This window comes from Actinomycetota bacterium, from assembly GCA_036280995.1.
GTDB lineage: Bacteria > Actinomycetota > CALGFH01 > CALGFH01 > CALGFH01 > CALGFH01.
The window spans coordinates 1-20689 of record DASUPQ010000629.1 but is presented as its reverse complement, the minus strand read 5'-3'; the positions used below and the strand labels follow the sequence as shown (position 1 = coordinate 20689).

At 72.6% G+C, this 20689-nt stretch carries 20 protein-coding genes and 2 pseudogenes; 9 read left to right on the top strand and 13 right to left on the bottom strand.

All coding sequences use genetic code 11. The features are described 5' to 3' along the window. Positions 1 to 77 precede the first annotated feature (77 nt). From VF468_21450 to VF468_21425, 6 genes and pseudogenes are all read right to left on the bottom strand, one after another. A complete protein-coding gene (locus tag VF468_21450; GenBank protein HEX5880857.1) occupies positions 78 to 527 on the bottom strand; it encodes a hypothetical protein in 450 nt (149 codons plus the stop codon). Positions 528 to 532: 5 nt separating this feature from the next. Beyond that, positions 533 to 1015 (bottom strand): annotated as a pseudogene (locus VF468_21445) (Rieske (2Fe-2S) protein). Further along, positions 1015 to 1578, bottom strand: coding sequence for a 4Fe-4S dicluster domain-containing protein (locus tag VF468_21440; protein HEX5880856.1), 564 nt, complete (start codon positions 1576 to 1578; stop codon positions 1015 to 1017). The pseudogene VF468_21445 and the gene VF468_21440 overlap by 1 nt, the downstream one beginning before the upstream one ends. Further along, positions 1575 to 3860, bottom strand: a complete 2286-nt coding sequence (locus tag VF468_21435; protein ID HEX5880855.1) for a molybdopterin oxidoreductase family protein — start codon at positions 3858 to 3860, stop codon at positions 1575 to 1577. Before VF468_21435 ends, VF468_21440 begins: the two co-directional genes overlap by 4 nt. Beyond that, complete coding sequence (locus VF468_21430; protein ID HEX5880854.1) at positions 3857 to 4864, bottom strand: MFS transporter; 1008 nt, start codon at positions 4862 to 4864, stop codon at positions 3857 to 3859. The genes VF468_21435 and VF468_21430 overlap by 4 nt, the downstream gene beginning before the upstream one ends. 119 nt (positions 4865 to 4983) lie before the next feature. Beyond that, a complete protein-coding gene (locus VF468_21425) occupies positions 4984 to 6600 on the bottom strand; it encodes a GAF domain-containing sensor histidine kinase (protein HEX5880853.1) in 1617 nt (538 codons plus the stop codon). A gap of 157 nt (positions 6601 to 6757) precedes the next feature. Between VF468_21425 and VF468_21420 the strand changes: the two genes are divergently transcribed. Beyond that, entirely contained in the window at positions 6758 to 7216 is a 459-nt protein-coding gene (locus tag VF468_21420) for an SRPBCC family protein (GenBank protein HEX5880852.1), read from the top strand. Positions 7217 to 7239: 23 nt separating this feature from the next. On the opposite strand, the gene VF468_21415 is transcribed toward VF468_21420, so the two are convergent. After that, entirely contained in the window at positions 7240 to 8649 is a 1410-nt protein-coding gene (locus VF468_21415; protein ID HEX5880851.1) for a DUF294 nucleotidyltransferase-like domain-containing protein, read from the bottom strand. A 201-nt stretch (positions 8650 to 8850) separates the two neighbouring features. Here VF468_21415 and VF468_21410 point away from each other — a divergent pair, with 201 nt between their 5' ends. From VF468_21410 to VF468_21385, 6 genes are all read left to right on the top strand, one after another. Further along, entirely contained in the window at positions 8851 to 9273 is a 423-nt protein-coding gene (locus VF468_21410; protein HEX5880850.1) for a universal stress protein, read from the top strand. 62 nt (positions 9274 to 9335) lie between these two features. Continuing rightward, on the top strand, positions 9336 to 10520 hold the full coding sequence (locus VF468_21405; protein HEX5880849.1) for an FAD-dependent oxidoreductase: 1185 nt from the start codon (positions 9336 to 9338) through the stop codon (positions 10518 to 10520). Next, positions 10517 to 11266: a succinate dehydrogenase/fumarate reductase iron-sulfur subunit gene (locus VF468_21400; GenBank protein HEX5880848.1), complete on the top strand. Its 750-nt coding sequence runs from the start codon at positions 10517 to 10519 to the stop codon at positions 11264 to 11266. The genes VF468_21405 and VF468_21400 overlap by 4 nt, the downstream gene beginning before the upstream one ends. Further along, entirely contained in the window at positions 11263 to 11658 is a 396-nt protein-coding gene (gene sdhC, locus VF468_21395; protein HEX5880847.1) for a succinate dehydrogenase, cytochrome b556 subunit, read from the top strand. The genes VF468_21400 and sdhC overlap by 4 nt, the downstream gene beginning before the upstream one ends. 14 nt (positions 11659 to 11672) lie before the next feature. Then, a complete protein-coding gene (locus VF468_21390; protein ID HEX5880846.1) occupies positions 11673 to 12068 on the top strand; it encodes a hypothetical protein in 396 nt (131 codons plus the stop codon). 27 nt (positions 12069 to 12095) lie between these two features. Next, positions 12096 to 12314 (top strand): PLDc N-terminal domain-containing protein, encoded by a 219-nt coding sequence (locus VF468_21385; protein ID HEX5880845.1) that lies wholly within the window; start codon positions 12096 to 12098, stop codon positions 12312 to 12314. A 44-nt stretch (positions 12315 to 12358) separates the two neighbouring features. Here the strand turns inward: VF468_21385 and VF468_21380 are convergent, their stop codons facing one another. Next, the gene (locus VF468_21380) at positions 12359 to 12868 is read right to left on the bottom strand and encodes a CBS domain-containing protein (protein HEX5880844.1); all 510 of its coding nucleotides are present in this window, start codon (positions 12866 to 12868) and stop codon (positions 12359 to 12361) included. Between the two features lie 123 nt (positions 12869 to 12991). Further along, positions 12992 to 15394, bottom strand: a complete 2403-nt coding sequence (locus VF468_21375; protein ID HEX5880843.1) for a glycosyl hydrolase family 65 protein — start codon at positions 15392 to 15394, stop codon at positions 12992 to 12994. Between the two features lie 522 nt (positions 15395 to 15916). On the opposite strand from VF468_21375, the gene VF468_21370 reads away from it, so the two are divergent. Beyond that, positions 15917 to 16891 (top strand): dihydroorotate dehydrogenase-like protein, encoded by a 975-nt coding sequence (locus VF468_21370; protein ID HEX5880842.1) that lies wholly within the window; start codon positions 15917 to 15919, stop codon positions 16889 to 16891. A gap of 19 nt (positions 16892 to 16910) precedes the next feature. On the opposite strand, the gene VF468_21365 is transcribed toward VF468_21370, so the two are convergent. From VF468_21365 to VF468_21355, 3 genes are read right to left on the bottom strand one after another with little or no spacing between them, the layout of a single operon-like run. Further along, positions 16911 to 17720 (bottom strand): ABC transporter permease, encoded by an 810-nt coding sequence (locus VF468_21365; protein ID HEX5880841.1) that lies wholly within the window; start codon positions 17718 to 17720, stop codon positions 16911 to 16913. Beyond that, a complete protein-coding gene (locus VF468_21360) occupies positions 17717 to 18505 on the bottom strand; it encodes an ABC transporter permease (GenBank protein HEX5880840.1) in 789 nt (262 codons plus the stop codon). The genes VF468_21365 and VF468_21360 overlap by 4 nt, the downstream gene beginning before the upstream one ends. A 2-nt stretch (positions 18506 to 18507) precedes the next feature. Continuing rightward, positions 18508 to 19464, bottom strand: coding sequence for an ABC transporter ATP-binding protein (locus VF468_21355; protein ID HEX5880839.1), 957 nt, complete (start codon positions 19462 to 19464; stop codon positions 18508 to 18510). A gap of 202 nt (positions 19465 to 19666) precedes the next feature. On the opposite strand from VF468_21355, the gene VF468_21350 reads away from it, so the two are divergent. Next, positions 19667 to 20260 carry a hypothetical protein gene (locus VF468_21350; GenBank protein HEX5880838.1) on the top strand — a complete coding sequence of 198 codons (594 nt, stop codon included), beginning with the start codon at positions 19667 to 19669 and terminating at the stop codon, positions 20258 to 20260. 213 nt (positions 20261 to 20473) lie between these two features. On the opposite strand, the pseudogene VF468_21345 reads toward VF468_21350, so the two are convergent. After that, positions 20474 to 20605: pseudogene (locus VF468_21345) on the bottom strand (choline dehydrogenase). Positions 20606 to 20689: the final 84 nt, after the last annotated feature.

The following is a 20689-nucleotide window of genomic DNA, read 5'->3' as shown; positions in this document are numbered from 1 at the left end:
CGGCGGCCGGCGCGGTCCGCTGCCGGGACGCGGTCGGGGGCAGCGTCTCCTGGGTCATGGCGGTGCTCCTTGCGGGGTCAGCGGTCACGCGGCCCGGCCAGCCAGACGGCCGCGGCGATGGCGAACGAGAGGACCTGGAAGCCGAGCAGCAGCCAGACCTGGCCGGTGCGGTGGTCGAGCCAGGCGTTGAGGGCGACCATCAGCCCCCAGAGCTGGCCGACGACCACGGTGGCGACGATCGCGATGCGGGCGTTGAGCACCGAGGCCCGGTCCGGCTCGCGGTCGGTGCCGGCGCCCGGGCCGGGGCCGCTGGAGTGGACCCGGGGGTCGCGGCTGCCGCTGCCCCGCAGCCCCGGGTAGCGGCCGGTGAGCCCGCTGTCGTGCAGCCCGGCGTCGCGCCGGTAGGGGGCGAGCTGGCGGGCCCGGTAGGGGTGCGCCGGGTCGACGTCGCGGTCCAGGTCGCGCGCCTCCCCGGGATGCAGCGGGGCGCCGGGGCCCTGGGGCTCGCCGGGGTCGCGGGTGGCCATCAGCCGGTCCCCACGGCCCAGATGCCGGTGGCGTCCTCGCGCAGGCGGACGGCCGGGAGGGGACGTGGGGGCGGGCCGGCGACGACCTCCCCGGTGGCGGGGTCGAACACGCCGTCGTGGCATGGGCACTCGAGGTGGCCGTCCTCCTCGCGCCAGAGCACGGCGCAGGCCAGGTGGGTGCAGACGGCCGACCAGCCGACCAGCCGTCCGTCGGGGAGGCGGATGGCCAGCGCCCGGTCGTCCTCGCCGGGGTAGCGGAAGGCGACCGCCTGGCCGGGCTCGAGCCGGTCCGCGACCTTGGCCGGGGCGGCCGTGCCGCTGCCGTGACGCCGGAACAGCCCGATCGCGACCCCGGCCGCGCCCGCGGCCAGCCCGGCCGACACCGTGACCAGGATGCGCAGGTAGTCGCGGCGGGTGACCGGCGTGTCGGCCCGGATCCGCTCCAGCTGGGCCCCTCCGGCCCCTCCGGCCCTGCGGCCTCCGCCCATCACATGCCCCCCGGGACCGGGCCGGCGAACGCCTCCGGGGCGACCACGGCGCAGCCGGTGCGGACCTCGGCCGACCCGAAGCGGAACACGTCGATGGCCTGGGCGCCCGGCCGGTCGGCCTCCAGCTCCTCGATCGAGCCGTAGAAGATGGCCCCGGTGGGGCAGACGGTGGCGCACATCGGGGCCAGGCCGACCGAGGTGCGGTCGTAGCAGAGGTTGCACTTGTACTGGAGCATCTCGGCCACATCCAGCTTGGGCACCCCGAACGGGCAGGCGTCGACGCAGTTGCCGCAGCCGATGCAGCGCTCCTTGGCCGCCTCCTGGACGACCCCGTCGGCGGTGACCAGGATCGCGTCGGCCGGGCAGACCTCGGCGCACGGGGCCACCGGGTCCTCGCAGTGCATGCAGACCGTGGGCATGGCCGCCGCGGTCCGGCCGACGTCGATGTAGTCCAGGTGGATCATGGACTTGCCGCGGTGCGAGTCGCACTCGCGGCAGCCGGCCACGCACGCCTGGCAGCCGATGCAGCGGCCCGGGTCGATGAAGAGCGTCGTGCCCATCATGAGTCCGCGGTCCCCCTTCCCTGGGGCGAGGTCGGCGAGCCCCGCTCGGTCAGCGGCGCCGTCTCCGGCCGGTAGGGGTGCTCGCCGGGCGGCATGGGCGGCGCCGGGACCGGGTCGACCGCCTGGCCGCGCTCGACCCGGCAGGCGCACACCTTGAACTCGGGCATCTTGGAGATCGGGTCGAGGGCGTCGATGGTGAGCACGTTGGCGGCCACCGCCCCCGCCCAGTGGTAGGGGACGAAGACCGTGTCGGCCCGGATGGCCTCGGTGACCAGGGCCGGGTAGGTGACGGCGCCGCGGCGGGTCACCACCCGCACCGGGTCGCCGTCGGCGAAGCCGAGCCCGGGGTGGACCTCGACCCAGGGCCGGGGGGTCTGCTCGACCAGGCCGGGCAGCCGCCGGGTCTGGTTGCCGGACAGGAAGTGGGCCACCGTCCGGCCGGTGGTCAGCCGCAGCGGGAACGCCTCGTCGGGCGGCTCGGCCGGGGGCCGCCACTCGACGGCGATGAAGCGGGCCTTGCCGTCGGGGTGGTAGAAGCGGCCGCCCTCGAACGGCCGCGGCGTGCCCGGGTGCTCAAGGGTCGGGCAGGGCCAGAACACCCCGCCGGTGGCCTCGACCTTCTCATAGGTGATGCCGTAGTAGTCGGCCACCCCGCCCTTGGAGGCGACCCGCAGCTCGTCCAGGATCTCGGCCGGGCTCCTGAAGGGAAACTTGTCGCCCGACCCGAGCCGGCGGGCCAGCTCGCAGAGGATCTCCCAGTCGGTGCGGGTCTCCCCGGGCGGTTCCACCGCCTTGTTGTGCTTGATCACCCGGCCCTCGCCGTTGGTGGTCAGCCCCTCGTCCTCGGCCCAGACGGTCGAGGGAAGGACCACGTCGGCCCGGGCCGCCGTCTCGGACAGGAAGAAGTCGGACTGGACGTGGAACTCGAGCGCCTCGTAGCCGGCCCGGACCACCGCCTGGTTGGGCAGGGACACGAACGGGTTGTTGCACATGCCGAGCAGGCCGCGGATCTGGCCGTCGGCCATCTGCCAGACCATCTCGTGCATCGAGGTGCCCTTGTGGGGCAGGTCGGCCTCGGCGATCCCCCAGACGCCGGCGACATAGGCGCGGTGCTCGGGGTTGGAGAGGTCGCGCCCGCCCGGCAGCATGTCCGACTTCTGGCCGTGCTCGCGGCCGCCCTGGCCGTTGCCCTGGCCGGTGAGGGTGCCGTAGCCGGCCCCTGGGCGGCCGAGCTGGCCGGTGGCCAGGGACACGTTGATGCACGAGAGCACGTTCTCGACGCCCTGGAGGTGCTGCTCCAGCCCGCGGCCGTGGGCCGCCCAGCAGCGCCGGGCCCGGCCCCACAGGTGGGCCACCCGCTCGATCTGGCGCGGGTCGAGTCCGCAGATCTCGCCCACCCGCTCGGGGGTGTAGCTGGCCACCGTGTCCCGGACCGTCTCCCAGCCGACGGTGTGCTCGGCGATGAAGCGCTCGTCGGTGAGCCCGTCGCGGGCGATCACGTGCAGCATGCCGTTGTAGAAGGCGGCGTCGGTGCCGGGCCGCAGCCGCACGTGCTCGTCGGCGGTGCGGGCCATGGCCGTCTCGCGCGGGTCGACCACGACCAGCTTGGCCCCCCGGTCCCTGGCCCCCCAGAAGTACTGCATGGCCACGGGGAAGCACTCGGCGATGTTGGTCCCGGCGACCACGATCACCTCGGTCTCGAGCAGGTCGGCCCAGGGGTTGCCGGCCCGGTCGATGCCGAACGCCTTCTTGTTGGCGGCCGCCGCTGAGACCATGCACAGCCGCCCGTTGTAGTCGATGTGGCGGGTGCGCAGGGCGACGCGGGCGAACTTGCCCATCAGGTAGGTCTTCTCGGTGGTCATGCTGGCCCCGCCGAGGACCCCGAAGGCGTCGCGCCCGTAGGTCGACTGGATGCGCCGGATCTCGGACACGATCCGGTCAAGGGCCGCCTCCCAGGAGACCGGGTGCAGCGGCCCGTCCCTGGTGTCGCGCATCAGCGGCGACAGCAGCCGGTCGGGGTGGTGGACCTGCTGGTAGGCGCTCACCCCCTTGGGGCACAGCCGCAGCTTGTTGATGTCGTGGTTGCGGGGCTCGACCCCGATGACCCGGCCCTCGGCCACCCGGAGGTACATGCCGCATTGGACGCCGCAGAAGCAGCAGTGGGTCGGGACCAGCCGCTCGCCGGCCGCCGTGGCCTTCCAGTGGGCGGCCGGCTCGGCCCCGCCGGCGCCGCGGAAGTCGCCGACCCCGGGGGCCACCACCGGATACCGGACGTCGCTCATCGGAACCCCCGCTTGACCGTGTCCAGGTACGCCTGGCCGCGCTGGACCCGCTTGCAGCGCGGGCAGGTTTCGGCCCACTCCGAGAAGCCGAGCTCCAGCTCGTCCATGGTCTCCTTGAGGTCGGCCACGAACGCCGCCGCCTCCAGGGGCTGGCCGCAGCGCCGGCACGGGAACACGCCGTCGCGCTCCAGGGACGACCGCTTGTAGATCTCGACCCCGACGCTGGCCGGGCGCTGGATGACGTGGAAGAACTTGCCGAAGGGGATGAACACCAGCGTCAGCACGACCGTGGCCATGTGGGCGATGGCCAGGAAGTCGTAGCTGCGGCCCTCAAGCAGCCAGCTGGAGAAGGTGAGCAGCAGTCCGGTGACCGAGATGGCCACCAGCCCGATGAGGGGGAAGAAGTCGTAACCGAAGCGCTGGCCGGTGGTGGCCTCGCGGTGGCGGAAGCGCCGCCACAGGAACCAGCCACAGCCGGCCAGCACCATCACGGCGGCGATGTCGAGGCCGTGGAACACCACCCAGCCGAGGAACGAGAGGGCGTTGAAGCTGACCGTCCGGAACCCGAGCACGTAGATCGTGTAGCCGGGCCCGGTGGCGTTGTCGGAGAAGAAGGCCAGCCAGCCGAAGGTCAGCGGGAAGGTGATCAGGGTGGCCAGCACCACTCCCCAGAACAGCAGCTGGTGGGCGAGCCAGCGGCCCCGGCCGCGGGCCCGCAGGAAGGTCTGGAAGCCGAGGTAGCCGAGGACCGAGCGGGGCACGGCGGTGGGGAGGCGGCGGAAGTTGCTCCAGGAGAAGAACGCCTGCCAGCCGCGGCGCAGGTAGCGCCGGGCCGGGGGGCTCGACACCCAGACGGCGTAGCGGTAGACGACCCCGAAGGCCAGGAACACCGTGGCCGTGGCGTAGCCGACCAGGGCGGCGTCGAAGTAGCGCAGCCCGCGACTCCCCGCGTAGATGGCCAGGGCGACGACCACGGCGGCGACCCCACCGGCGACCGACGGCATCCAGCTACGGGAAGTTGACCGATCCACGTGGAGTAGCTAACCACACGTCAGGCGGGCGGTAACCCCCGTCAAGGATCCTGCGCCCTGCTAGGGTACCGCCGGGCCCAGGGTTGGCCTGTTCAGCGGGGGATGGTGACCTGGACCTTGGTGCCCTGGCCGGGGGTGCTGTGGATCTGGGTGCGGCCGCCCAGGCGCTTGGCCCGCTCGTGCAGGTTGGGGAGGCCCTGGCCGGTCCCGCTGGCCCGGGCCGGGTCGAAGCCGCGGCCGTCGTCGTCGATCTCCAGGACGGTGGCGTCCTGGAGGCGGTACAGCGAGACCCGGCAGCTGGTGGCCTGGGCGTGGCGGCTGACATTGGACAGGGCCTCGCGGGCCAGCTGGACGATGTCGGCGGCCTGACTGGCCAGCTCGGCCGCGGCCTCCGGGTCGACCGCAGCGATGGCGACCACCCCGGTGCGCTGGCCGAACTCCTCGACCAGGCGCTGGAGGGCCTGGTCGAGGTGGCGGTCGGCCAGGATCCCGGGGCGCAGCCCAAAGATGTAGTTGCGCAGGTCGCGGATGACCCGGTCCAGCTCCTCAACGGCGTCCTGGAGCCGGGCCCGCAGCTCCTCGTCGTCGCCGGCCAGCCCGGCCGCGCCCTGCAGGCCGATGCCGACCGCGAACAGGGCCTGGATGGCCCCGTCGTGCAGCTCCTTGGCGATGCGTTCGCGGTCCTCCAGCAGGGCCAGGCGCTGCAGCTGGCCCTGGAGCCGGCCGTACTCCAGGGCGACCGCGGCCTGTTCGGCGAAGGTCTCGACCAGCTGGACGTCGGCCTCGCGCAGGGGCGGGCCGCCCTTGGCATTGGCCACCGTGAGGGTGCCGAGGGAGCGGCCACGCACGGCCAGGGGGATGAACACCGCCGGCCCGACCCCGGCTCGGACGAGCGGCTGGACCACCCGCGCATCGGCCGCGGCGTCGGCCAGGACCACCGCCTTGCCGGTGCCCAGGACCTCACCGGTCACCGACCCCTCGACCGGGAACACCGTCCCCTGTAGCTCCTCGGCCAACAGCCCATCGGCCGCCTCCACCCGGAGCTGGCCCTCCCCGGCCGGCAGGGCCAGGGTGGCCAGATCGGCCCCGGCCAGCTCCCGGGCGTGACCCACCACCAGGGCCAGCAGCGCACCGGTGTCGACCCCGGCCAAGATGGCCGTGGTGATGGCCCGCAGGGCCTCCAGCCGCTGGGCCCGGTCACGGGCCTCCTCGTACAGCTGGGCGTTCTCGATCGCCACCCCGGCCTGGGCGGCCAACAAGACCAGGACCCGCTCGTCGTCGGCGTCAAAGTCCTGCCCGCCCTGTTTCTCGGTCAAATACAGGTTGCCATAGACCCGCCCCCGGGCCATCACCGGCACCCCCAGGAACGAGCGCATCGGGGGGTGGTTGGCCGGGAACCCGACCGAGCGGGGGTCGTCGGCGATGTCGTGCAGCCGCAGCGGGCGGGCGTCGTCGATCAGCACCCCGAGGATGCCGCGGCCCACCGGGAGATGGCCGATGGCCGCCCGCTGCTCGGCCGTCACCCCGGTGGTGAGGAACTCGCTGATGGTCCCCTCGGGGCCCAGCACCCCCAACGCCCCGTAGCCGGCCCCGGCCAGCTCGGCCGCCAACTCCACGATGCGCTGCAAGGCAGCCGGGAGCGACAGCTCGGCGGCCAGCGCCAGCCCGGCCCCCAGCAGGCGCTCGTACCGCTCATGGATCGAGGCCATCACCGGCAGCCTACACCGCCCGCAGTCGACCGTCGCTGACAGCTACGACCGGCTGCCAGGTCGTGGCCCGGCCGAACGGACGAACTCCAAGGGACTTCCGGCCCTGCCAATGCGCCAGGGCGGCGCCCAGCATGACGGCAGAGGGAGGTGCATCGCCATGGCACGGATAGAGGGCGAGCTTGTCATCCATCGGCCGGTCCATGAGGTGTTCGACTTCGTCGCCGACGAACGAAACGAGCCGCGCTACAACCCGCGCATCCGCCGGGCCGAGAAGCTCTCGCCCGGCCCCATCGGCCGCGGGACCCGGTTCCGGGCCGAGGCCGTCACGCTGGGCCGGACCACCGGGATGACCATCGAGTACACGACCTATGAGCGGCCCCGACGGCTGGCGTCGTCGATCCACATGCCGGCCGCGGACATCGCCGGGACCCTGCGCTTCGACCCTGTCGCGAACGGCACCCGGATGGGCTGGTCGTGGGTGGTCAGGCCCCGTGGGCCGTACAGGCTGCTGACCCCGGTCATCGTCGGTGTGGGCCGGCGTCAGGAGCGGGAGAACTGGGGTGGCCTGAAGCGGTTCCTGGAGGCGCGGAAGGAACTGGCGCCGGCGGCCCCCTGACTCGCAGCCGCCACGGCAGGAGGTCAGCCGATCAGGTCGGTCCGGTAGGCGATCCGGATGCTCTCCTGGCAGGTGCGAAGAAGCTCAGCCGTGTCCTTGAGCCAGCGGCGCTGGAGCGCGGTGAGCTCGGCCAGGGAGACGGCATCGTCCGGGACCGCTCCCGCGGCCAGTCGATCGGCCTGGTGGCGCAGGCGCAACCGCTGCAGGTACTCAAAGGCGGCGGCCAGGTCGGTGGCGGCGGTCCCGGCGGTGCCGTGGTCGGCCGCCGCCTGCAGCCGAGCGGTGGTGGCCACCGCCGGGTCGCCGGCATCCAGGGCGAGCAGGCGGGCCAGGTCGACGATCGGCGCGGTTCCGTGCGCCTTGAGGTCGATCCGGCCATGGTGGTCGCCGCGCAGGTGGTGCAGGAACCCGAGCGGTGGGCGCCGCCAGAGGGCCGCCACGGCCAGGCGGCCGAGGAACCGCCGGTTGCCGGCGGCCTGGCCGGCGATCCGCCGAAGCGGCGCCTCGGCGTCGAGCTCGCCATGGAGCTGGCGGAAGTCGAAGTAGGTGGCCGCGGCGAGCACCGCGTCCTCCTCCGGCTCCTCTATCCAGCGGATGAACTGCTCCTGCCAGGCCCCCAGCGGGACCCGCCGGGCCGGATTGGTGGCCATGATGTCGCCCGGGCAGCGGACGAGCCCGCACAGCTCCAGCGTGGCCGCCAGGTGCTCGGCCAGGGCGGCGAACCAGCCATCGGCCCCCGGAGCGGTGCCATCGGCCAGCACCAGGGCGTGGTCCTGGTCGGTGCGGAGCGTGCTCTCCCGGCGGGCCCCGCTGCCCAGGACGAGGAGCGCATACGGGCACGGGGGCGGCCCGAGCGCCGCCTCCCCGTCACGGGCGGCGCCGACATAGAGGGCATCGTTGGCGCTGGTCAGGAACCGGGTGACCTCAGCCGGCGGAGTGCCGACCCCGACCAGTCGGGCCGCGGCCGTGGTCACCTCACGGGCGTAGGCAGCCAGCTCCTCGGGGCCGGCCGCCCGGTCGAGCTGGCGGCGGACGAGCAGGGGATGGTGGGACTCCCGCCGCAGCAGGTCGGTGTCGGAGACGATCCCGACCAGCCGTCCCTGCCGGGTCAGGGGCAGGTGGTGGATGCCCCGGTCGACCATGGCGAGCATCACCTCGCCGATGGTGCTGTCGGCCGGGATGGTATGCAGCGGCGTGGTCATGACCTGGCGTACCGGTGTGCCCGGATCAAGGCCTGCCGCGAGCACGCGGTCGCGGAGGTCGGTGGCGGTCACCAGGCCAGGCGGCCGGCTGTCGACGATCAGCGACGACACGAGCCGGTCGCGCATGCGCCGGGCCGCCTGGGCCACCGTGTCGTCGGGGGCGCAGGTGACGATCGGCCGGCTGGCCAGCGTCCCGGCTCGGACCGAGAGCAGGTCCCGTTGCGCCGTCATCGGCGCCGGCAGAACTGCCGGGAGCCGATCGGACGGCGGATGTCGGGTGAGCACCCGGGCGATCTCCTCCATGGTCACAGCATCGCGCCGCCGGGCCGGGACGGCTCCGGTCGTACGGCCTGTCGCATGCGGGCCATACGGCACTCGTTGGCAGCGCCTCCTGCATCGATGCTGGAGGCACACTTCGAGAGGAGGCACCCGATGTTCCGGACCATCGTGCTCGCCGTCGACGGCTCCAAGTACTCCGAAAAGGCGGTCGAGCTGGCCAAGCGGCTGGCCATGAGCACCAACGACGAGGTCGTGGTCACCCACGTGACCGAGCTGCTGCCCGCCCACGTCCAGACCTACCCCGGCCTCGACTACGAGGCCGACCGGGAGGTCATCGAGCTCGCCAAGGGGTACGTGGCCGAGCTGGAGGAGGCCGGGATCAAGGCGCGCAGCGAGCTTCGCAGCGCCCAGTACGGCGGCATCGCCCGGATCCTCACCAACCTGACCGAGGACCTGGACGCCGGCCTGATCGTGATGGGCTCCCACGGCCGCGGCGACCTGACCGCGCTGCTGCTCGGCAGCGTGGCCCACAAGGTCCTGCACCTCAGCCAGCGGCCGGTGCTGATCGCGCGCTGAGGCGCCTCGCGTCGACGCCGGGACCGGCTCGGTCCCGGCGCCGCCAGGAGGTGAAGCAGGACATGGACGCGCCACAGGTGATCGTGGCCGGCGGGGGCGGCACCGGAGGAGCCCTTGCCCACGACCTGGCGCTGCGCGGGCTGGCCGTGACCCTGCTGGAGCGGGGCGAGCTGACCTCGGGCACCACCGGACGCCACCACGGGCTGCTGCACTCCGGCGGCCGCTACGCGGTCAACGACCCGGAGTCGGCGGTGGAGTGCATCGCCGAGAACCGCATCCTCCGCCGCATCGCGCCCGGGTCGTTCGAGGAGAACGGCGGGCTGTTCGTCGCCCTCACCGACGAGGACATGGACTACCTGCCGAGGTTCCTGGCCGGCTGCGCGGCCTGTGGCATCCCGACCCGAGAGCTGACCGTGGCCGATGCCCTGGCCCTGGAGCCGGGCCTGACCCCAGCGCTCAGGGCGGCCGTGTGGGTCCCGGACGCGACCATGGACGCCATGCGGCTGCCGCTGCGGTTCTTCGCCACGGCCCAGCGCAACGGCGCCCGGCTGCGCCCGTTCACCGAGGTCACCGGGCTGCTGACCGCTGGCCGGGCGGTGACCGGGGTCACGCTGCGGGACCACCTGACCGGCGCGGAGGCCGAGCTGGCGTCCGACCTGGTGGTCAACGCGACCGGCCCCTGGTGCGAGCGCCTGGCCGCGATGGCGGGGGCGACCGTACCGGTCCAGCCGTCACCGGGAGTGCTCCTGGCGCTGGTCGGCCGGCTGTGCGACCTGGTCGTCAACCGCCTCCACCCGGCCGGCGACGGGGACATCGTGGTGCCCCAGCGGCGCCTGTCGATCGTGGGGACCAGCGCCTGGACCGTCACCGACCCCGACGACCTCGAGGTCCCCGACGAGCATGTCCAGGCGATGTACCGCGAGGGTGCCAGGCTGGTCCCGGCAGTGGCCTCGGCCGCCGAGCGGGCCGCCTGGTCCGCGGCCCGGCCGCTGATCGGCGCCACTGCTGGCGCCGGAGGAGGCGGCGGCCGCGAGCTGTCCCGGACCTTCAAGTGCTTCGACCACGCTGTCACCGATGGGGTGGAGGGGTTCGTCACCATCACCGGCGGCAAGGCCACCACCCTGCGGGCCATGGCCGAGGCCACCGCCGACCTCGTCTGCACCAAGCTCGGTGTCCAGGCGCCATGCCGCACCCGCGACACCGTCCTGGCGCCCCACACCGCCTACTACACCGGGAGGGCGGCATGAGCGCCCAACGAACCGTGCTCCTCAAGGTCTTCCGCCACGGCCCGGCCGACGCGGGCCCCCGCTACGACGAGTTCCGGGTTCCGGCCGGGCCCCGCGCCACCGTGCTCGACGCCCTGCTGGCCATCCGCCGCCGGCAGGACCCCAGCCTCACCGTCCGCCATTCCTGCCTGCACGGCTCCTGCGGCACCTGCGGGATGCGGGTCAACGGCCGCGAGGTCCTGGCCTGCGTGACCAGACTGGACGGCCTGGGCGACCCGGTGGTGGTGGAGCCCCTGGCCGGGGCGGTCGTGATCGGCGACCTGGTCGTGGACATGGAGCATGTCTACCGGCGCCTCGAGCCGGTCGGCCGGTCGCTGGTCCGGGCCAGCGAGCGCGCCGGGGAGAAGGACGGGAAGGCGGGTCCGGGTCCCGTGTTGCAGGACCTGGCACGCTTCGAGGACTGCATCGAATGCGGCCTGTGCCTGTCGGCCTGCCCGGTCGCCGGGGACCCTCGATTCCTGGGTCCGGCCGCGCTGGCCGCGGCCGAGCGGGTCCTGGAGGAACCACGCGGCGTGGACCCGAAGGCGGTGCTCGGCCTGGTCGACGACGCTCACGGGGCCTGGCGTTGCCACGCCGCCTTCGAATGCTCGGCCGTCTGCCCGGCCGGGGTCGACCCGGGCGAGGCGATCATGCGGCTGCGTGGCCGCCTGCTCCGGGACCGGCTGCCCCGGCTGGTCGGCCGATACCACCGGGAGGCCCGCACATGACCCAAGTCAGCCGCCACGGCGGGAACCGGCAACGGCGACGGCCGCGCTGGCTCGACCCGCGCGGGCGCAACCTCGGCACCTGGGCCTTTGTGGCCAACCGGCTGACCGGGCTCGGGCTGGTCGCCTACCTGTACCTGCACCTGGCGATCCTCAGCACCCTGCTGCGGGGCCCCGAGGCCTGGGACGGGCTGGTCGAGTTGTTCCGCCGGCCGGTGTTCCTGGCCTTCGACCTGCTGCTGGTCGCCGGCCTGGCCTTCCACGGTCTCAACGGCCTGCGGGTGGCTCTGGTCGGATCCGGGCTGCTGGTCGACCGGCACCGGGCCCTGCTGGCGGCCGCGGCCATCCTGGTCGGGCTGGTCGTGCTGGTCGCGGCCGTACGCATCCTGGCCTGATCGAGGAGGAACCGATGGCGACACAGCTCAAGGAGGACTTCACCGAGGCGACCCGCTGGCGGCGCCGCCCCCGGCCAACCTTCGCCTGGGTGGCCCAGGTCATCTCCGGGGTGCTGCTGCTGGTCCTGCTCACCGTGCACATGGTCGCCCAGCACTTCGTGGTCGAGGGGGGCCTGCGCACCTACGCCGACGTGGTCGCCTGGATCCGCAACCCGGTCGTGTTCGCCGTCGAGGCCCTGCTGCTGGTCTGCGTGACCTGGCACGGCATCGCCGGCGTGCATGCGGTCCTGCTCGACCTGGGCCTGCGCGGCCGGAGCGAGCGGATCGTGGCCTGGCTCCTGCTGGATCTGGCCGTGGCCACCATCCTGTACGGCCTCTGGCTGCTGTACATGATCGCCTTCGGCGGCTGACCAACCGGACCGGCAAGGAGGTTCACGATGACAAGGAAACGCTGGAGCGAGCTGAGCGGGCGCCAGCAGGCGGCGATCGTCGCAGCCGTCGTGGTCCAGGAGGCCTTGGCCGCCGCCACCCTCTGGGACCTGCGGCGCCGCCCGAGCGCGCAGATCCGCGGCAACAAGAGGCTGTGGGTGGCGGCCGCGTTCGTCAACTTCGTCGGCCCGCTGGCCTACTTCACCGTCGGTCGCCGTCGGGGTTGACGGGTCGGGCCGAGGCAACAGCTCGGTCCGGCCTCGGGTTCACGTTAGTCCGGCTCGATCCGAGATCCGCGGCCTGCCGGCGGACCAAGTCCCCGGATGCGCCGGGCCAGAACGCGCAGCACGTCGTCGCGAGTCAGGATGCCGGCCGGCCGACCGGCCGCGTCGACCACCGGCAGCCGGTTGATGCCGGCCTGCTCCATGGCCAGGACCGCCTGGACCAGCGGCCAGTCGGGCCGGGCCGTCAACGGCTCGGCGGTCATGAGCTCGTGCACCCGGTAGGTGGTCAGCTGGTGCTCGCGGCGGTGGAATGGGCCGGTGGTCAGGACGGGACCGTCGGCCAGGACGGGGCCGAGCAGGTCGCGTAGGGTCACCACGCCAACCACGCGTCCGTGGTCGACGACAGGAGCCCCCGACACCTGGGTGTGCTCCAGCCGGCGCAGGGCCACGTCGACCGGGGTGTCGGCCTCGAGCGCCACCACCTCGGCGTTCATCGCCTCGCCGACCGTCCCGAGCAGGCCCTCGAGGCTGGTCGCGGTGGACTCGGTTGCGGTCATCGATGTCGCCTCCTCGGTGGCGGTGTGGAGGGCGGGTGCCTCCCTGCTGAGCCTCCGCCATTCAGGCGGCGGCCGCATCGGCCGACCGTCTCTCCATTGCCGGGCCGGGTGGCCCTCACCCGCTCAGCACGGGAACTCGCGGGTGCTACCCGGTGCCAGCTCCACGATCTGCCCCTTGACGCCGATCCGGACCGGAGCGGCGCAGGAGGCGGGCACGCGGACCCGCAGTCGCTCCGGGGTCAGGTGGAGGTTGATGCCCCAGTTGCCGCGGTAGCGGACGTCGAAGTCGAGCCCGTCCAGCTCCTCGGGCAGGCTGGGGTTGAGCCACAGGACGTCCTCGCGGGCCTCGAGGCCGGTGTAGCAGCGCTGGGCCAGGTCGACCGTGCCGGCCATGGCGCCCAGGTGGATGCCCTCGGCGGTGGTGCCGCCCTGGACGTCGTGGATGTCGCTGGCCAGCGCCTCGGTGAAGAACCGCCACGACCTCGGCCGGTCGGAGCGGGCCAGCACCCAGGCGTTGACCACCCCGGACAGGGTCGAGCCGTGCGAGGTGCGCTCCAGGTAGTAGTCGACGTTGCGGCGGATGGCCGACGGCTCCAGCCGGTAGCCGAGCCGCTCCAGCAGCCCGCGCAGCTCCTCGGCCGACAGCAGGTAGAACAGCATCAGCACGTCGGCCTGCTTGGAGGCCTTGTAGCGGTTGACGGTGTCGCCCTCGGCCTCCAGGATCCGGTCCAGCCGGCGGAGGTCGCTGTGGCGGCGCCGGAGACCTTCCCAGTCCAGCTCCTCCAGGTCGCCGTAGCCCTCGAACTGGCTGATGATGTCGCCGTCGTGGAAGGGGACGAGCAGCTTGCGGCTGACCTCCTCCCAGCGTTCCAGCTCCTCCCGGGCCAGCCCGATCCGCTCGGTCAGCTCGACCCGGCGGTGGTCGGGGAGCAGCTCCACGGTCTCCAGGGCCCGGCACAGCACCCAGGCGGCCATCACGTTGGTGTAGGCGTTGTTGTCCAGGCCGGGCTCGTCCCGCTCCGGATAGCCGTCGTGGTACTCGTCCGGCCCCATCACCCCGAGGATCTGGTAGCGGTCCAGGGCCCGGTCGTAGGTGGCGATGCTGGCCCAGAAGCGGGCGATCTCCCACAGCATCTCGGCCCCGTAGCCCTCCAGGAACGCCAGGTCGCCGGTGACCTGGTAGTACTGCCAGATGTTCCAGGCCACGGCCGCGTTGACGTGGCGCTGGCGGTGGGACTTGTCGGGCAGCCAGTGGCCCGAGCGCGGGTTCAGGTGCAGCCGCTGGGTCTCCTCGCGACCGTCGCTGCCGCTCTGCCAGGGGTACATGGCGCCCCGGTAGCCGGCCTCCCGGGCCGCGTGGCGGGCCTCGGGCAGCCGCCGGGCCCGGTAGCGCAGCAGCGCCCGGGTCAGCTCGGGGAAGCGGAGGTTGAGGAACGGGAAGATGAACAGCTCGTCCCAGAAGATGTGGCCCCGGTAGGCCTCGCCGTGCAGGCCCCGCGCCGGCACCCCGGCGTCCAGCTCGGTGGTGTGCTCCGACACGGTCTGGAGCAGGTGGAACACGTGCAGGTTGAGGACGCGGGCGACCTCGGGGTCGCCGTCGCCGTTCAGGTCGATGCGGCAGCGCCGCCACAGCTGGTCCCAGGCCAGGGTGTGGCGCTCCAGCAGCTCGTCGAAGCCGTCGGGGAGCCGGGCCATCCGCCCGCGGGCGGCGTCGCCCGGGTGGGCGATGGCCCGGTCCCTGGAGGTGAACAGGGCCACCACCTTCTCGACGGTGACCGCCTGTCCGGCGCGGGCGTCCACGGCCAGCTCCTCGGCAACCAGGCCGGCCTCCTCCAGGAACCGCCGCTCGGCGGCCAGCGGCCCGTCCTCGCCGGCCATCCGGGTGCGGGCGGCCAGGGCCACCTCGACGCGCGAGGCGCTCGTCTCCACCTGCAGCCAGACAACGTCGTCGCCGGCCCGACCTCCCGCCACCGGGACCAGGTGGCGGCCCTCGAGGTCGCGGTAGCGGGCCACCCCGGCGTTGGTCACCTGGCCGTCCAGGGCCGAGCGGAACTCGAGCCGCCCCGACCAGTCCTCGGGCACGACCGTCGTCTCCAGGGCGGCCAGGTGGGGGTCGGCCATCGAGACGAAGCGGCGCTGGGTGACCCGGGTCGTGCGTCCCTGCGGGTCCTGGACCCGCAGGAACCGGGTGAGGACGCCGCGGCGCAGGTCGAGCTCCTGGCGGAGGCCGAGCACCTCCTGGCGCGACAGGTCCAGCCAGTCCCCGCCCTGGGCCCGGAACGTGAGGGGCAGCCAGTTGGGCAGGTTGACCAGGTCCTCGTTCTCGACCTCGCGGCCGGCGACTCGGCTGACCGCCCGGTTGTAGCAGCCGGCGGCGTAGGTGCCGGGGTAGTGGACGTCGCCGGCCGACGCCTCGGGGGCGGCGCCGCGGGTGGCGAAGTAGCCGTTGCCGAGCGTGCACAGCGTCTCCCGGAGCCGCTCGGACGCCGGGTCGAAGCCGTCGTAGGTGAGGGTCCAGGTGGTCACCGGTCACCTGGCCGGTGGTTGCCGTCCCCTCCCACGGCGAGCTCGCCGAGGTCGTCCACGACCACCCCGGCGCCCCGCTCGGTCAGGCCGGGATCGTACTGCCCGCCGGTCATCGGGCCGCCTCCTTCCTGGGTATTTGTGTCAGTATGACCGCCAGACGGACGCAGGGACACGGGCCAGACGCCTCCTGCCGGGAGGGACCTCCGCCCCTACTGGACGGGGTTGGTGTGAACGAGTCTGGAGATGTCAGGTACGACCCGCTCGCCGGAGGCGAGGACCGATGACCAGTCCGACCAACTCCGCCACCCAGCACCGGGGACCGGTGTCCAGGACCGCCAGACGATGGCGTCTGGTCCCGCGCCTCCACCGTCGGAGGAAGACCGCCCCGCAATCCACCGGTCCCGTCTTCCGGAAGGTCTGGAAGGAAGTGGCACCAGGCCAGTGGCAGGTGCTCCACATCTACGACCAGGCGGACCAGAAGAAGTAGTCCACAGGTCGACCCTCTGAAGGAGGAGCAGCGTCATGGCCGATCTGCGTACCCGCTATCTGGGGCTGGAGCTGCCCAGCCCGATGGTCGCCTCGTCGTCGCCGCTCACCGGAAGCCTGGACGGGCTGCGCCGGCTGGAGGCGGCCGGGGCCGGGGCGGTGGTGCTGCCGTCGCTGTTCGAGGAGGACCTTGCCCCGGACGATCGGGAGGGGTCGGCCCGGCCCGGTGGGGACCCGGCCGACCAGGCCGGCTACGGCGCCGGGCCGGGCGCCTACCTGGCCCTGGTCGAGCAGGCCAAGGAGGCCCTGTCGATCCCGGTGATCGCCAGCCTCAACGGCGTCTCGCGGGGCGGCTGGGTCGGCTACGCCAGCCGGCTGGAGGAGGCCGGGGCCGACGCCCTCGAGCTCAACGTCTACTACGTGTCTTCACGGCCGGGGCTGTCGGGCAGCGACGTCGAGTGGCACTACCTGGACGTGGTCCGGGCGGTGCGCCGGGCCACCGGGATCCCCCTGGCGGTCAAGCTCAGCCCGTACTTCAGCTCGATGGCCAACATGGCCGGCCAGCTGGTCGAGGCCGGCGCCAACGGGCTGGTCCTGTTCAACCGCTTCTACCAGCCCGACCTGGACATCGAGGCCATGGAGGTCCGGCCGGCGCTGGAGCTGAGCACCTCGACCGAGCTGCGCCTGCCGCTGCGCTGGATCGCCATCCTGCACCGGCGCCACCGGGTGTCGCTGGCCGCCTCGACCGGGGTCCACACGACCGAGGACGTCCTCAAGGTCCTGCTGGCCGGGGCGGAGGTGGCCATGATGACCTCGGCCCTGCTGCGCAACGGCCCCGACCACCTGCGGCCCCTCGAGGTCGGCGTGCGCGACTGGATGGACCGCCACGACTACGACACGGTCGACCAGCTCCGGGGCCGCCTCAGCCAGCGCTCGATCCCCAACCCGGCCACCTTCGAGCGGGCCAACTACATCAAGACCTTGGCCTCCCACCCGGTGCGCAGCCGCTGATCGAAGGCCCGCACGACCTTCAGCGTCGGTGTCCGATGACCCATCCGGTCATGGCCCACCCGGCCACCGTCCAGGCGCCGAGGACGAGGAACGACCGGGTCAGGTCGCTCACCAGGCCCACGCTGAGGCCGGCTCGGATCACCACGGCCATGTTGTAGAACGGCAGGGCCTGGTGGATGGCGAACAGCCAGCCGGGGAGGTGGCTGGGCGGATAGACGATCGGGGAGAACAGCAGGACCACGAAGGCCAGGGCGCTGGTGATCACGCTGACCACCATCGGGTTGGGGATGGCCAGGGCCATGCCGAACCCGACCGAGACGGCCATCAGGGCGCAGAGCAGGACCGCCGGCACGATCAGCGGCGACACGCTCAGCTGGACGCCGTACAGCACGGTGGCGACCACCAGGGACAGCACCATGCCGGGCAGCGAGATCAGCGTGTAGAGCAGGAAGGTCGAGGTGGCCTGGGCGGTGCGGGGAGCCGGCAGCGACCAGATGAAGTCGAAGGTCCCCTCCAGCCGCTGCTGGTTGACGCTCTCGGGCAGCATCAGGAGCCCCAGCGGGATCAGGGCCAGGGTCGGGGTCCCGGTGGCGATGTACAGCGCGGTCGCCTCGTCCACCTCGGGGTAGAAGAAGCCGTACATGACGGCCATGCCGGCCCCCATGAACACCTGGGCGACGGCCATCATGGGCGCCCACTGGCGGGCTCGTCTGAGGTCGAACCGGAGCATCCGGTGGAGGCTGCGCAGCCAATGGCCGGCCCCGGAGCGGATGGTGCTGGGGAGCTGCCCGGCCGACGGTGCCGCCTGGAGGGTCGCTGTCGTGTTCATCTCCGCCTCCCCAGAGCCCAAGCCGCGACCATGGCGCATCCCACACCCCAGATCGCGACGATGAGGTAGGAGATGGGGGCGTCGGCCACCATCTCGGGTGCGAGCGAGTCCCGCACGATCACCGCCATGTGACCGAACGGCAACCACCAGCTGAGGGCGGCGAGCCAGCCCGGCAGCTGCTCGGCGGGAAACAGGATCGGGCTGAGCCCGAACACCACGAACCGCAGCACCCCCTCGGCCAGCTGGATGGTCATCGGGTTGGGCAGGGCGTGCCCCAGCGCGTAGCCCAGCATCGTCCCGGTGAACGCGGTGAGCAGCACGGCCGCGACGACGGCGGGGGAGACGGTGAACGTGATCCCGTACCGCAGCTGGGCGACCAGCAGCGACAGCACCACCGCGGGAAGGCTGGCCAGCAGCGTCACGGTGTACCAGGCCAGTGCCGTCATGGCCCGTGGCACCGGCAGGGCCTGCAGGAAGTCGTAGCTGTGCTCGGCCTTCTGCTGGGCCACCAGCTGCGGGCCGAGGAGGAGCCCGACCATGAGCAGGTTCATGACCGGGGCGCCGCTCGAGACGTACAGCGCCGCCGTGGGGGAGATGTCGTCGAAGAGCAGTGCGATGCCGAGCACGAAGCCCGCCCCGACCAGGACCTGGATCCCGATCAGGAGCGGGAGCAACGTTCGCAGGCTCGCCAGCTGCCAATGGAGCATGGTCCGGTAGCCGCCGACCCAGTGGGCGGGGCCACGGCGAACCTCGGTCCTGGGGCGGGGGAGGGCGACGGTGGCCATCGTCATCCCTCCCGGTGGCCGTTGGCGGACACATGCCCGGTCAGCCGGATGTAGACATCCTCCAGCGTGGTCGCCCCCAGCGCATATTCCTCGGCCGCCCCCTGGCCGATCAGCTCCTCGGCCCAGCCGATCCCGCGCGGCCCGTCGGTCCGGCCGATGCTGGCGATGAGGTTGTGGCCGACCCTGGTGTGGTGGCGGACCCATTCCGGCAGCACCGGGGTGTCCGTCCCGGGAACGAGCATCACCTGGAGCCGGAGCTGCCCGCGGTCCTGGGCCTTGAGCGAGCTCGGGGTGCCTTCGGCGATCAGCCGTCCGGAGGCGATGACGGCCAGGCGGTCCACCGATTTCTCGGCCTCCATCACGTTGTGGGTGACCAGGAAGACGGCGCAGCCCAGCTCGCCGAGGCCGCGGATCTGGTCCCACAGCAGCCGGCGGCGCAGCGGGTCGACGTCGTTGGTCGGCTCGTCCAGGATGACCACGCGACCCGGCTGGACCGTCACCATGGCAAAGCCCACCAGCCGCTTGACCCCACCTGACAGCTGCTGGCCCATGGTGTTGCGCCACTTGGTGATGTCCAGTGCCTCGATGAGCTCGTCGGTTCGGCGGCGAACGGTCGGCCCGTCGCCGCCGCGGATCCTCCCGGTCAGCTCGATGGCCTCGCGCACCCGGAATGAGTCGATCGGCATCTGGGCCTGTGGCAGGTACGAGCACAGCTGGCGGGCCGCGTCGGGGTCGGCGACCAGGTCATAGGGTCCAAGGATGATCCGGCCTCCGGTCGGCTTGAGGAGCCCGATCACCTGCTTGACCAGGGTCGTCTTGCCGGCGCCGTTGGGTCCGAGCAGGCCGTACACCTCGCCCGGCTCCACCCGCAGGGTGATGCCGTCGTTGGCCCGGTTGGTGCCGTCGTAGACCTTGCTGACGGCCTCGGCCCGGAAGCTCCAGTCCTCGGTGACAACCATCGTCCACCTCCTCCGATGTGCCGGCCACATCCGAGCATGGGCTCCCAACCCGGAGTTGCTTAGGGCCGAAGGTCCCCGCTTGAGCGGGAGAGGGAGCCGAACGCCGGCCACTAGCCCATGGGAAGAGGGCCGTTCGGCCCATGGCAGGGGCCGGCACCACGGCGACACTGCTGACCAGAGATCAGCAAGAAGGAGGCATGTCATGGCCATTCAAGAGTCGGTGCGAATGGACGGCTCGGCGCGGGCCGAGACCCAGCCCGCACCTGAGACCATCATCAGCACCGGTGCGGCCAGGTTCCTGGCGGTGTTCCGCGTGGTGCTCGGCTTCGAGTTCCTGTGGGCGTTCCTGGACAAGACCTTCGGGTTCGGCTACGCCACCCCGGCCGAGCGGGCCTGGATCAACGGCGGCTCGCCCACCAGAGGCTTCCTCAGCCGGGTGGCGGTCGGCCCCTTCGAGGACACCTTCCACACCTGGGCCGGGGCCGCCTGGGCCGACTGGCTGTTCATGGTTGGCCTGCTCGCCATCGGGATCGCCCTGATCCTGGGGATCGGGCTGCGGGCCGCGGCGGTCAGCGGCACCGTGATGATGGTGCTGATGTGGGCCGCCGAGTGGCCGCTGGACAAGCTCACCTCGGCCGGTGAGCCGTCGATGTCGACCAACCCGATCGTTGACTACCACATCATCTACGCCCTGGCCCTGATCGCGCTGGCCGTGACCTACGCCGGTCGCACCTGGGGCCTGGGCCGGTGGTGGGCCGGGCTGCCGTTCGTGCAGCGCAACCGCTGGCTCATCTGACCGCACCAGCGGCCATCCGTGGCCACCAGCACCCAGGGGCCGTGCTGGTGGCCACAACTCACCCCGCCCCCCACCCGGCCGGGCACCAACGCCTCCCAGCCGTCCCGCATCCCGGACAGATCCGCGTCCAGATCGGCCACCAGGGCGAGGCGGCGGCTGCGGTCGGCTGTCCGGACGGATCTCGTCGGCGAGCAGCCGCCCGATGCGCTTGGCCATGGCGACGATGGTGAGGATCGGCGGGTTGCCGAGTGACTCGGGGAACAGGCTGGCGTCGGCCACATAGAGGTTGCCGGGCAGCCGGGCATCGTGGAACGAGGCGGCGCTCTCGCGGGTCAGGGGCAGCATCCCGCCGGGGTGGCCGGCGTTGACTGCGCCGAGGACGACGTCCTCGGGTGCGGCGCCGAAGCGCCCGAGGATCTCGGTGGCCAG

Excerpts from the sequence above, each read along its gene's own strand:
- VF468_21450 (HEX5880857.1), bottom strand. The coding sequence starts at position 527 with ATGGCCACCCGCGACCCCGGCGAGCCCCAGGGCCCCGGCGCCCCGCTG.
- VF468_21440 (HEX5880856.1), bottom strand. The coding sequence starts at position 1,578 with ATGATGGGCACGACGCTCTTCATCGACCCGGGCCGCTGCATCGGCTGC.
- VF468_21435 (HEX5880855.1), bottom strand. The coding sequence starts at position 3,860 with ATGAGCGACGTCCGGTATCCGGTGGTGGCCCCCGGGGTCGGCGACTTC.
- VF468_21430 (HEX5880854.1), bottom strand. The coding sequence starts at position 4,864 with ATGCCGTCGGTCGCCGGTGGGGTCGCCGCCGTGGTCGTCGCCCTGGCC.
- VF468_21425 (HEX5880853.1), bottom strand. The coding sequence starts at position 6,600 with ATGGCCTCGATCCATGAGCGGTACGAGCGCCTGCTGGGGGCCGGGCTG.
- VF468_21420 (HEX5880852.1), top strand. The coding sequence starts at position 6,758 with ATGGCACGGATAGAGGGCGAGCTTGTCATCCATCGGCCGGTCCATGAG.
- VF468_21415 (HEX5880851.1), bottom strand. The coding sequence starts at position 8,649 with ATGACGGCGCAACGGGACCTGCTCTCGGTCCGAGCCGGGACGCTGGCC.
- VF468_21410 (HEX5880850.1), top strand. The coding sequence starts at position 8,851 with ATGTTCCGGACCATCGTGCTCGCCGTCGACGGCTCCAAGTACTCCGAA.
- VF468_21405 (HEX5880849.1), top strand. The coding sequence starts at position 9,336 with ATGGACGCGCCACAGGTGATCGTGGCCGGCGGGGGCGGCACCGGAGGA.
- VF468_21400 (HEX5880848.1), top strand. The coding sequence starts at position 10,517 with ATGAGCGCCCAACGAACCGTGCTCCTCAAGGTCTTCCGCCACGGCCCG.
- sdhC (HEX5880847.1), top strand. The coding sequence starts at position 11,263 with ATGACCCAAGTCAGCCGCCACGGCGGGAACCGGCAACGGCGACGGCCG.
- VF468_21390 (HEX5880846.1), top strand. The coding sequence starts at position 11,673 with ATGGCGACACAGCTCAAGGAGGACTTCACCGAGGCGACCCGCTGGCGG.
- VF468_21385 (HEX5880845.1), top strand. The coding sequence starts at position 12,096 with ATGACAAGGAAACGCTGGAGCGAGCTGAGCGGGCGCCAGCAGGCGGCG.
- VF468_21380 (HEX5880844.1), bottom strand. The coding sequence starts at position 12,868 with ATGACCGCAACCGAGTCCACCGCGACCAGCCTCGAGGGCCTGCTCGGG.
- VF468_21370 (HEX5880842.1), top strand. The coding sequence starts at position 15,917 with ATGGCCGATCTGCGTACCCGCTATCTGGGGCTGGAGCTGCCCAGCCCG.
- VF468_21365 (HEX5880841.1), bottom strand. The coding sequence starts at position 17,720 with ATGAACACGACAGCGACCCTCCAGGCGGCACCGTCGGCCGGGCAGCTC.
- VF468_21360 (HEX5880840.1), bottom strand. The coding sequence starts at position 18,505 with ATGGCCACCGTCGCCCTCCCCCGCCCCAGGACCGAGGTTCGCCGTGGC.
- VF468_21355 (HEX5880839.1), bottom strand. The coding sequence starts at position 19,464 with ATGGTTGTCACCGAGGACTGGAGCTTCCGGGCCGAGGCCGTCAGCAAG.
- VF468_21350 (HEX5880838.1), top strand. The coding sequence starts at position 19,667 with ATGGCCATTCAAGAGTCGGTGCGAATGGACGGCTCGGCGCGGGCCGAG.